This window comes from Breznakia sp. PF5-3 (assembly GCF_029504745.1).
GTDB lineage: Bacteria > Bacillota_I > Bacilli_A > Erysipelotrichales > Erysipelotrichaceae > Breznakia.
Genome location: NZ_JAQFIQ010000059.1, coordinates 1 through 11,496, shown reverse-complemented (window position 1 = coordinate 11,496; position 11,496 = coordinate 1). Strand labels below are relative to the sequence as shown.

At 31.6% G+C, this 11,496-nt stretch carries 9 protein-coding genes; 3 read left to right on the top strand and 6 right to left on the bottom strand.

What is annotated here, in order from left to right; translation table 11 throughout:
* The first annotated feature begins 178 nt into the window (after window positions 1-178).
* Window positions 179-484, top strand: a complete 306-nt coding sequence (locus tag M2475_RS10710; RefSeq protein WP_277491494.1) for a hypothetical protein — start codon at window positions 179-181, stop codon at window positions 482-484.
* Between the two features lie 45 nt (window positions 485-529).
* On the opposite strand, the gene M2475_RS10705 is transcribed toward M2475_RS10710, so the two are convergent.
* The 4 genes from M2475_RS10705 to M2475_RS10690 all read right to left on the bottom strand — a co-directional run bounded on the left by M2475_RS10705 (window position 530) and on the right by M2475_RS10690 (window position 6,283).
* Window positions 530-2,224, bottom strand: coding sequence for a hypothetical protein (locus M2475_RS10705; RefSeq protein ID WP_277491492.1), 1,695 nt, complete (start codon window positions 2,222-2,224; stop codon window positions 530-532).
* Between the two features lie 240 nt (window positions 2,225-2,464).
* A complete protein-coding gene (locus tag M2475_RS10700) occupies window positions 2,465-4,159 on the bottom strand; it encodes a proline--tRNA ligase (RefSeq protein WP_277491490.1) in 1,695 nt (564 codons plus the stop codon).
* A gap of 10 nt (window positions 4,160-4,169) precedes the next feature.
* Window positions 4,170-5,393 carry a U32 family peptidase gene (locus M2475_RS10695; protein ID WP_277491488.1) on the bottom strand — a complete coding sequence of 408 codons (1,224 nt, stop codon included), beginning with the start codon at window positions 5,391-5,393 and terminating at the stop codon, window positions 4,170-4,172.
* Entirely contained in the window at window positions 5,390-6,283 is an 894-nt protein-coding gene (locus M2475_RS10690) for a U32 family peptidase (protein WP_277491486.1), read from the bottom strand. The genes M2475_RS10695 and M2475_RS10690 overlap by 4 nt, the downstream gene beginning before the upstream one ends.
* A gap of 143 nt (window positions 6,284-6,426) precedes the next feature.
* Here M2475_RS10690 and M2475_RS10685 point away from each other — a divergent pair, with 143 nt between their 5' ends.
* Both M2475_RS10685 and M2475_RS10680 read left to right on the top strand, forming a co-directional pair.
* Window positions 6,427-6,921, top strand: a complete 495-nt coding sequence (locus M2475_RS10685) for a sigma-70 family RNA polymerase sigma factor (protein ID WP_277491484.1) — start codon at window positions 6,427-6,429, stop codon at window positions 6,919-6,921.
* Window positions 6,908-7,711 carry a hypothetical protein gene (locus tag M2475_RS10680; protein WP_277491482.1) on the top strand — a complete coding sequence of 268 codons (804 nt, stop codon included), beginning with the start codon at window positions 6,908-6,910 and terminating at the stop codon, window positions 7,709-7,711. Before M2475_RS10685 ends, M2475_RS10680 begins: the two co-directional genes overlap by 14 nt.
* Before the next feature lie 15 nt (window positions 7,712-7,726).
* Here the strand turns inward: M2475_RS10680 and M2475_RS10675 are convergent, their stop codons facing one another.
* The gene (locus tag M2475_RS10675; protein ID WP_277491479.1) at window positions 7,727-9,802 is read right to left on the bottom strand and encodes a hypothetical protein; all 2,076 of its coding nucleotides are present in this window, start codon (window positions 9,800-9,802) and stop codon (window positions 7,727-7,729) included.
* A 93-nt stretch (window positions 9,803-9,895) separates the two neighbouring features.
* Window positions 9,896-11,191, bottom strand: coding sequence for a sigma-70 family RNA polymerase sigma factor (locus M2475_RS10670; protein ID WP_277491477.1), 1,296 nt, complete (start codon window positions 11,189-11,191; stop codon window positions 9,896-9,898).
* Window positions 11,192-11,496 lie beyond the last annotated feature (305 nt).

The window sequence follows — 11,496 nt, the reverse complement described above, 5'->3', positions numbered from 1 at the left end:
ACTGGAAGTCGACATAATAAAAAGAACTGGATGTTGTTTCTCTGTCTTACTTCCATTTCTTTTCTTTTAACTGGAATTTACTTTTTCAATTTACGCAATAATATATAACTTGATGAACCATTAATTTATCTTACTGTATGTGATATACTTATATAGATAAGCATAAAAAGGGGCGCGTATGAAACTTAAATTACAACATATCATTGGGATTGCTATAATACTATTTATAGTTGGTGCTTTTCTTTATTATCAACTTTTCTGGGAATCCCTAACACCATGGATTTTAGATGATATCTTAATGCCTATTACGATGCAACTTTTTAAAAATGTTGAGCTAAATATTCTCACGGGTTTTTTATTAACACTCGTAGGTATGGCTTTTTTATACCTTTTATTTTTCATTCCTTATATTGTAGTATTTTGGCTTGTTTCCGCATGTATCTTAATAATAATTAAACATCCTCGCAAGAAAACATTACCTTGAGGATGTTTTTTTAATACAAAATAAAAAAGCGTTCAAAATGAACGCTTATCCTTCTTGAATAAATTCTAACAGTTTTTGAGCTGCTACATTGATTCCATCACGGTCATTACGGTCAAGACCTAAATGTGTGAAAATCTCACCAATATAGATTCCATTAGCTTTTAAACAATCAAATACTTCATTAATGATTGGATCACAAACATCTTGTTCCTGCATTGGTCCAAATGGATTAGCAAAATATGTTGTTGATAAACCAACTTCTTGAGTTGTTCCTTTTGCCATACGTTTTCCTTCAACAAAAATTGGTTTTGCTTCTTCCATATCATCAATTTTGCGCATTCCCAAATCTTTATCATAATTATTAGCATAACAGAATAAATCAATTTCATGATTTTTTGAAATTACACTATATGGCGCTGCCGGTGTTATTACCCTTGCATTTAATACATCTGGATTAAAGAAGATAGAACGGTCCATATCACGATAAGGAGTTCCTGGATCTAAATCATCTAAACGAATAAATGCCCCTATTTCCGTACCTTGTCCATATGGAACACCATCTTCAATATGAATTGTTCCCATATCATCAAACACAACCTCAATATCTTTAATTACATCATTACCTAAAGCCTTTAATGCTTCAATTGATTCTGATTTCCCAGCTCCAGAATCACCCATTAACATGATTCCTTTACGTTTTCCATCATATAATGTGATGTTGATAAACGCACCATGAATTGGTAACCATCCACGTCTCATCATCGCAAGATTATGAAGTGTTAAAGTCATCTTTTTCATATATCCAAAATATTCAACTTTTTCATTATAAGAAATACTTCCTACATAAATTTCTTCTTCTTCATCATAATAGAAAACCGTTTCATCTTTATTATCTTCATTTGCAAACAAAACGATTGCATCTGGTTTTTCACAACATTCCTCAGCAGAGGCTAATTCAAATAAGTTTGCTAATGAAACACCACTACACATAAAATCACGGTGGAAATAAATGTTAATCAATAAATTACCTACTTTTGCTGGATAACAGAACCAAGTGTCTTTATCTCCTGTAAAATATTCAATTGGATTTTTCTTTGTTTCTTCAAACATACCTGTACGTTTGTTAGACTTTGTTGATAAAATCATTGGTGTTCTAAGCATTACTGATTCAATCATTGAAATTCCAGATAATTTTTCATATTTCTCAGATAAAGGAAAATTTCTTGGTCGATATGCTGAAATTGCTGCATTTGTACCTGCTTGCAACTGACGGAAAACACCATTCTTTCTTCCTTGTAGTTTTTGCTCAAGTCTACGATACGCACTACGAAGTGTCGTATTAAAAGTCGAATCGGCCATTACAAAAGGAGTTGCATTTTTTCCACTGTACCGTTGTCTTGTAATTGAGAATCTTTGATGAGATTTCCAATAATTATAAATCCCCTCAACAAACTCCAACAATTTTTTGCTATCTGTTAAATAATAATCATCAATTTCATCTGGTGACATTACCATTAACTGTCTAAATACTTTTGACAAAGATTTACATGTTTCATTAACACTATATCCATTTGTAATCCAACTATATAATTCAGGATCTCTTGCTTCCAAATATTTTAAATATTTAACCACAAATGTACCTAATGTCTTAGAACCAACCAATTCTTCCATGTTGGAAGGATAAGCTAAATCAAAATTCATGATAGCGACATTATCTTGCAAATATAACTTTTCTTTCATTTATGTACCTCCTCTTAAAAAATCATTACGATTATTGTACTACAAAAGCAGAATTAAAAAAAGAATTAATTGAAAATTTTTTCTTAAATCTTTATGAAACAATTTACATTTTTGAATATAACCCTTTGTTTATCATATATTTATTATTATTTAAATATCTTTATTTATTCATTTTGTATCCGTTTACATCTTATTCAAATATTCTATAGAGCAAATAAAAACTTGTATATTTACAAGTTTTTATGCATCCATTATTTTCTTATTTATATATGACAATAAATCATCCACTGCGATTTCTTCTTTTTCACTTATTCGCTCTTTAACTTCAACAATGTTTTCGTTAGCACGCTTTCCAACTGTGATTCTCAATGGTATTCCAATCAGTTCACTGTCTTTGAATTTCACTCCTGCTCGCTCATCACGATCATCAAGTAAAACTTCAATACCTGCTGCAGTAAAGTCATCATAAAGCTTATTTGCTAATTGTGTCTGTATCTCATCTTTTACATTTACCAAAACAATTTCTACTTGGTATGGAGCAACACTCATTGGCCAAACAATTCCATTTTCATCGTGATATTGTTCAACAATTGCTGCCATACATCTCTCGATCCCAATACCATAAGAACCCATAACTACAGGCTTAAGCTTATTTTCATTATCTAAATATTTAAAATCCATACTTTCTGCATATTTTGTTCCTAATTTAAATGTATTTCCAACTTCAATACCTCTTGCAAATTTTAACTTGCCTCCACAAGTTGGACAAACATCGCCTTCTTGTACGCTAACGATGTCTGCTACTTTATAAGGATCAAAGTCCTTTAAGTTTACATTCTTATAGTGATGATCACTTTTGTTTGCTCCAGTAATAAAATTCTTCATTTGAGCAACTTCATTATCCATAATAATCTTTATATTTAATCCTACAGGACCTGCAAACCCTACTTTTGCGCCAGTGATTTCACTCACTTCATCAAAGGATGCAAGTTCCATTTCATTCGCCTCTAGCAGTTTTAATACTTTTGTTTCATTTAATTCACGTGAACCTTTTAATAAAAATGCATAAAGCTCACCATCTACTTTATAAATTAATGTCTTCACAAATGCTTCACTTGGTTTCCCGAAAAAGGCTGCCACTTCTTCAATCGTTTTCGCATTTGGTGTCTCTACAATTTCTATTTCTTTTTCTACTTCCTGTGATGGTTCATTTTGAAGTACCACTTCTGTAATCTCTAAATTACTAGAGAAATCACAATGGTCACATAAAACCACTACGTCTTCACCAATATCACAGATTGCTTGGAACTCTTCACTTAACAGTCCACCCATTGCACCAGTATCTGCTTTCACAATTTTATAATCTAAATGCATTCGATCAAAACTATTTTTATATGCATTATACATCTTCATATAAGATGTATGTAATCCATCTAAATCTAAATCATAAGAATATGCATCTTTCATCGTAAATTCACGTGTTCTAATCAATCCATATCGTGGTCTTGTTTCATCACGATATTTCGTTTGAATCTGATATAGATTGTAAGGAAAATCTTTATATGACTTCCCATGCATCATTCCCGCTGCCGCAAATAATTCTTCATGGGTTGGACCTAGCACATACTTCTTATTATAGCGATCATTTAATGAAAACATATTAGACCCAAATGCCTCACGTCTACCACTGTTCTCATAGACTTCTTCTAAAATAAGAGCTGGCATATGAAGCTCTTGTGCTCCTGTTGCATTCATTTCTTCACGAACAATATTTTCAATCTTTGAAATTACTCGTTTTCCCATTGGCATCGTAATATAAATACCTGCACTACTCTTTTTAATCATTCCAGCTCGTACTAATAAATTACCACTTACACTTTCTTCATCTTTTGCATCTTCTCTGATTGTATAAAAGAAACTATTTTTAAGTTTCATATGTTACCTCCTAATATATCTTTTCACGTTTATCTATAATCTTTCTAATCATATCATGTTTTTTAATCTTTATATCAATTTTCGTATATAAAATATCCATTGGATTTCTTGCAACTTCAACAATTTCTCCATCTTCATTATATAACATATCCACAATGAAGTTCGTATTCTTTGTATCTGGTCCAAATGCTTCTGCTTGAATTCCTTTTGCGAAATTATTACGAACTTCCAATTTTGCAATCTTTGTTGCTTCATCATAGTCCAAAACATAAGCTATAAATTCTTGTGAAACCCCTGAACCATTAATTCCATATAGATGATCTTGCATTTTGGGGTGCCCTGCATAAAATCCATTTGCTGTTCTGCGATTTTCAGCTTTTGATAATTCATCACGATAAAATGCAATCCGTGCAGGTGATACTTCTCCCTTAGCATAATATTCATCAATCAACATGCGGTATGTACGAACAATCGTTGCTAAATAATATTGCGATTTCATTCTTCCTTCAATTTTAAAACTAGAAACCCCAGCATCAATCAAAGCAGGTACATATTCTATTGCACATAAATCCTTGCTACTCATCGAAAAGAGCTTCTCTTCATCATGAAGTGGTTGATCATCTTTAAACAAGCGATATTTCCATCGACAACTCTGTGCACATCCACCACGATTCGCATCACGATCAGTCATATTATTACTAAGTGTACAACGTCCTGAATAAGAAACACACATTCCTCCATGAATAAAAGCTTCTACAGGAAGATTGGCTTGCTCCATTGTTGCCTTAATATCCTCAAGCGTACATTCACGAGCCAAAACTACCCGATTCATACCTAACGATTCATAAAATTTTATAACACTACTATTGGTTGAAGAATGTTGAGTAGATACATGGACTTCCAATTTAGGTGCCACCTCTTTAGCTAAGTTCATAATACTTAAACTAGCTACGATAATTGCTGTAACGCCAATACGTTCTAACTCCAATAAATATTCACGTAATCCATCTAAATCTTCTTCATGAGGTATCATATTCACTGTCACATGCACATGTGCTCCATATTCTTTAGCAAATTCCACCCCTGCTTCGATATCTGGAATATCAAAGTTAGAAGCACGAGAGCGAAGTGAAAATTTCTTTCCTCCTATATATACCGCATCAGCACCATAACGAATAGCTGTCTTTAATCTTTCTAAATCCCCAGCAGGAGCTAATAATTCTACCTTTTTCATTTTGTCACTCCTGTCTTCTTATACATAAAACCTTTTGTTATATTTTGCGTTACATATTTTTCCTCATACTCTTTGTATATTTTCCTACCCTCACGGGGATGTTCTATCACATAACGATAATCTTTAATAATCTGACATACATCATCTATTGATAAAAACATCGATTCAATACGCAAGTTTAAAATACCTGCTTCAATAAAATCATGAACTTCTTCAAATGATGCAAGTGTAAACCCTGTATAAATATGCGTTCCTTCGTCATCTTCTACTATAGGAAGATGTTCATCTCGCTTCTCTTCCATCAAATATAATGAAAAATCATTATGTAAGTTTATATCTTTCTTTAAAAATTTCATATAATTTGTAAGCAACATTCTTTTAGAATGCATCATATTTAATCTTCCATGAATGATTACTTCTAATTCACCACGAACTTTTTTGCTTATTTCCAACATATTTTCCAAAGTTATTTCCTTGGAAATAGTCGCCATTTTTATTCCTAAATCTAAATATTCTTGAATATCCAGCGAATTTGTAAGCATTGTCTCTGGATTATATATTAGTTTATTCTCTATCCCTAATTGCTTCGCCTCATACAATACCCCTATATCCGTAAAGTAAATACCATCTACATCAATAGCTTTCAAATACTTCAAGTATTCACGTAATGCTTCCAACTCATTTTCCACAAAAAACCGATTTACTAATACATATAAATTTAAATGTTGTACTTCACAAATCTTTTTCATTTCTTTTAACTCTTCTTGCTTAAAATGCGAAACACTACGAACACTAAAAAAATCAGTTCCTGCAACAATTGTTGTAGCTCCTGCTTGTTTTAAATTTATAATATCATCCATTCTATATGGAGAAGCAATTATATTAACCATACAAACTCCTTAACTCATATATTATAGCGTATTTATATTTTCAAAGAAAGTCTTTGACCAGTATTTATACACCTGTGAAAAATACTTAATAAGAAATGGACAAATCCCCTTGTTCAATCGTATGATAAGTGAAAGGAGTTAATATGAGTAACCGTAATGAGCAAATAAAAAGATTATATTTACAACATGTTGATATGGTTTTTCGAATCTGTTTTCTTTTTTTAAAAAATGAGGCTGATGCCAAAGATGGTGTACAAGATATTTTTGTTAAACTAATAGAAAAAGATATAGAATTCACTTCTGATGAACATGAAAAAGCATGGATTATCCGTGTATCCATCAACTACTGTAAAGATCAATTGAGAAAAGTATGGAACAAACGTAAAAGTGACATTCCTAATTTAGAAGAATTCTTTGGAATCAATAATCATCATGATCAATATTTACTATCATGTATATTACAACTTCCTACTAAATATAAAGATATCATTTATCTTCATTATTATGAAGGTTACACAATAGAAGAAATTTCTAAAATTCAAAATATAAGTTCATCAACTTTACGATCAAGACTTAGTAAAGCAAAATATATTTTGAAAGAACGATTTGAGAAGGAGGAATCATATGAACGAGTATAAAGAAGCAATGCTTAAAATCAAATTATCTGATAACGACAAATATATACTATTTGATCAAATTGTAAATCACAAACAGAAAAAAAATAGTTTCAAAGTAGTAAAAAGAGTCGCCTTCACTCTACTTATAATTGGCTGTATGGTAAGTATACTTAACCCCAACATCTTAGCAGAGGCCAAAGAAGCCGTCAAACAATTCTTTTTTGGACCAACAGATCAAAATGGGGAAATATTAAATAGTGATAGAGCATCTTATACTGATATATCTGATGATTTCCCAAAAGAATTTAATGAATACGCAACAATGGAAAAACTTGAGACAGCTTTACACCAATCCTATCTTAAACCTAAGTTACCACTATCATCTATTTTATATAAGCCATTTGTTGAAAATAATATAATTCTTAGTTATTCACTTACTTTCACTTCTACAAATGGTCATAAAATTGATTTGGTAAAAATGTTTGAAAATGAATTGACTGCTGAACAAATCAAGTTAATTCAAAGCCCTGATCATCCTGAAACAACTTCAAATATAAACTTCCACATTACTGGATATTCAAATGCTTCCAATGTTTCAGGTGAAAATATAAATGCAATGGGGGATGCAATACGAATTGAAGAATATACTAGTAGTACTTTAAATACAAAGATTATTATTTACAAACTAAAACAAATGGATGGTACATATGTAACTTACGCTAATTTCACGAAAGACAATTTAATCTATTCATTATCAGGTTATGTGGACAGTAATGAATTAAAACAAATTATTGAAACAATGTATTACTAAAAATAAAAGGTGTTATCACCTTTTATTTTTTATCCTTATATTATATGTGAGACCCACTAAACTTATCATCAATAGCATCAAGTAGAAAGGAACATTTGTTTCATCTCCAAGCATTGGACTTTTGCTTGGCAACATGATGATGTTTACCAAATCTTCTGGAGCTTTTGATGGTTTTGGTGTAAAAGAAGGTTTTTCTTCTTTTTTTGGATAAACAGGAAGCTTTGGTGTTCCTATCGTGTCATAACGATCATTTCCATCAAAGTCTGTATAATATAATTTCGCACCTGTATCTTCACCATCTTTTCCTGGATCTGGTGTTGTTAAATCTGGTTCTGGATTATCTTTATTCGTTGGATAATATGTCGTTGATTTAACACTACGATACTCTTCTTTTAACACAAGTGGAATACTTATACTTGGTTCTTGTCCTTTCGGGTATTCATATACATTACCGATGGTCCAAACGATTGTTTGTCCACTCTCTATCGTTCCATCAATTGTTACGCCTTGAGGTAACACACTATCTTCAGGAACATAATAATACTTACTTACCTCATCTCGCAAAACCGCATTACGACCTCCTGGTCTTACAATGCTTCGCAATAGCTTCTCGGTCAAATAATTTTCTGTTGACCCTGTTGCATCTGCTGAGATATCTATATAATCACTTTGTGTTGAAGCAATCGTAGCTAAGCGATCTTTACTAGCTTGTGCATCAAGCATATATCCAACACTGATAATATCAGATTCTTCTCCATAAGCACCACTTATTCCCTTTGCATCATTGCGGGCAAGAATATCAGGCTTTACACTATGACGTTGATATGGACCACTTATATCTTTCCAAAAAGCACTACTATCAATCTGGTCTTCTGCATTTTTCAAAGCATTTGCGATTCCATAGATATGATTATCATTATTCCAAAAAGCATAAATATTCCCTGCATTACTAAAAGTTCCTGATGCTGGATCTGGTGTTCCATCTGAAAGCAATAAAACAACCGCTTTTTTATTCTTTTTAGCTGATTCACTTCTTGCATCAAGCAAATTATATGCTTCACCTAAACCATAAATATAATCTGTAGTATGAGTAGTAAACAATTTACTTAATGCTGAGCTAATCACAGTAGGATTATCTGTCCAACCTACTTTGGCATTATATTCACCACTAAGGGTTTCGTCAGTACCAACATTTACAGTCGTACCTGCAAAATAATTATTTTGAATCAACCATTTACGATACCACGGTGTCCCTTTATTTAATCGATGTAATAACGTTTCATCACGAATCGAAAATGGTACCAATGCAACATTATTAGCTTCATCTCCAATTAAGCCTTCTTCTTGATTTATTTGCGCTAATTTTTGTGAAAAAGCTTCCACTGCTTTTTTTGCTTCTATCCAGCGATCATAACAACCTTGTGCTTCATCTCCATGATCCCAAATACCCTCAGCCGTTCCTTTACGAACATCACTCTCATCCCACTTACTAATACGAACAAAATTAGTTCCATCATGTTTGAAATGATATGCAGCTAAAGCAAGTGAATTTTCATCACCAACCATATTTCCAAATTGGAAATATAAATGGATTCGATTTGAAGTATCAAGTACCACCCACTGCTTTTTTTCTCCATTGTATACTGTCAACCTTTGATTTGTTTCATCATAATACATTTCATCCAATGTATTTGGAATAACTTGAGGTACATCGGTTGTTTCTTTCAAATAAAAATGATCTTGATTTAAACATGGTGATGATGCATTATGGGTTCCTTTATTACCACCATTACCATCTGGAATTTCTTGGATAAAATTCATATCCATACTACCAGAACGGTCTAATACAATCGCAACATCTAAAGAATTTATTCTTTCTGTTCCGTTTATTTTCAAGTTTAACTCAGCTAGATATTTTTCTGAATTTGTCCACCTTGCTGATTTTTCTACTATGTATGCCGAATTCGTATTCTTATCTCTTATAGGTTTTTTTGTATCTGCTATTAAATAATCTGACATGATTGATACAAATATTCCTAAAACTATTAAAACAACTGTAATTCTAAATCCTTTCCTTCGTATATAAGTCATTATTTTTGCCCTCCTTGACTTTCTTAACTATACTTTTTAACTACTTAGATATACTTACTGCTTTTTATAATTCAATGGCATCTATACTTTTAATTATTCAAATTCTATTTTAAATATATTCCCTGCATAATCACTAATATATAATTCATCTTGATAATGCTTTTTAGTTGTAATTGATAAAATATTACGATCTTGATCATATGCAAATTCCTTAGATTTTATACCATTTCTCAACAGTGAAATGGTATTGGGATTTACATATGATGTATCATCTGATAAATATACTTTAAAACTATTTCCTTCACGCTCACTCCTTCCATATGGGCTTTCAATATCTATATTTGCAATATCAATCTCTTTTTGATCGATAATGTTCCCATTTCTTATTATCTTTATGGTGTGTCTACCGTTTTCATAAACATAATTCGTTTTTTCATCATCTATTAAAATTTCATCATAATTTTGATTTGTCAGTTCAACATTAATCAAAACTGGTTCTCTTGTCCAAGCCTCATCATAATAAACATTAACTATTTTCGCTTCATCAACTGTTGGTTTAATTTTCTCCAATGTATTTACTTCAATTGGTTTCATTTCAGCAAATACTGGTTGATTGCGATTTGAAAGATAGAAAACAGGCAATATGGTAATAACGGTAGCTACCAATAATGTAGTGGCTACCTTTGTGGTAGTAAATACTCCTGTAGCACCTATACCAAAAACTATTTTTGCACCAGCAGAAACAGAAGTTTGAAGATACAAACATTGATATCCTTGAGCAATCAAATTTGGTAAAAATAATGCACATCCAAAAGACTTAGGAGAAATCCCCGCAGCTTTTAAATTGTTCTTTAAATGACTCTTTATTCTAAACAATCTTGATTTCACTGTACCTCTTGGTATTTCTAAAGTACTAGCAATCTCTTGAATGGAATATCCTTCAAAATAACGAAGTAAACCAACACATTTTAATGACTCATTCATTTCATTCAATGAAGATTCTATTACTCCCATTATGCGATCACCCTCAACAATATCGATTGGTTCTTTTAGTTTCTCATCAACAATATTATCGACTGCTTGCTCATCATCAAATGTCACTGTTCTAAATTTAACTCGATTATAGTTGATACATTTATTGTATGTAATCTTCTTAATCCACGAATGAAACGCACTTGGCTCATTAAGACCCTTAATGTTTTCATAGATTGTTACAAAAATATCTTGTGCTAGATCTTTTGCCAATTCATCGTTTAAAACAAATTGATTTGCTATAAAATGAATCCTTTTAAAATATGTCTTATAAATCGTCGCAAATGCCTCTGTTTCTCCCTTTCTTGCTTTTATGATTGTCTCTTTCGAAATCATATACTGTTTTTCAATTTTCATTTCTAATACCGCCCTTACCTAAATAAAAATAACATTCATCGTTATTAATCCCTTCAATTTAAAGACAAAGAAACTAGAAAATGGTTCACAGAATCTGTCATTTTCTAATTCCTTTTTATCGCTTATTTATTCAATTATTGTAATCAATAATTTATTAATTATAATATAGAACTATTTTATCATATATATGTATAATAATTAAATACTTTTTAATCGAGTAGGAGGTAACTGATTAATTCAGTTACCGACCTCTCACACCACCGTACGTACGGTTCCGTATACGGCGGTTCAGTATATTTTAACGG

Bases quoted from the DNA above. Each gene is read 5' to 3' on its own strand.
- M2475_RS10710 (WP_277491494.1), top strand. From the start codon at position 179: ATGAAACTTAAATTACAACATATCATTGGGATTGCTATAATACTATTT.
- M2475_RS10705 (WP_277491492.1), bottom strand. From the start codon at position 2,224: ATGAAAGAAAAGTTATATTTGCAAGATAATGTCGCTATCATGAATTTT.
- M2475_RS10700 (WP_277491490.1), bottom strand. From the start codon at position 4,159: ATGAAACTTAAAAATAGTTTCTTTTATACAATCAGAGAAGATGCAAAA.
- M2475_RS10695 (WP_277491488.1), bottom strand. From the start codon at position 5,393: ATGAAAAAGGTAGAATTATTAGCTCCTGCTGGGGATTTAGAAAGATTA.
- M2475_RS10690 (WP_277491486.1), bottom strand. From the start codon at position 6,283: ATGGTTAATATAATTGCTTCTCCATATAGAATGGATGATATTATAAAT.
- M2475_RS10685 (WP_277491484.1), top strand. From the start codon at position 6,427: ATGAGTAACCGTAATGAGCAAATAAAAAGATTATATTTACAACATGTT.
- M2475_RS10680 (WP_277491482.1), top strand. From the start codon at position 6,908: ATGAACGAGTATAAAGAAGCAATGCTTAAAATCAAATTATCTGATAAC.
- M2475_RS10675 (WP_277491479.1), bottom strand. From the start codon at position 9,802: ATGACTTATATACGAAGGAAAGGATTTAGAATTACAGTTGTTTTAATA.
- M2475_RS10670 (WP_277491477.1), bottom strand. From the start codon at position 11,191: ATGAAAATTGAAAAACAGTATATGATTTCGAAAGAGACAATCATAAAA.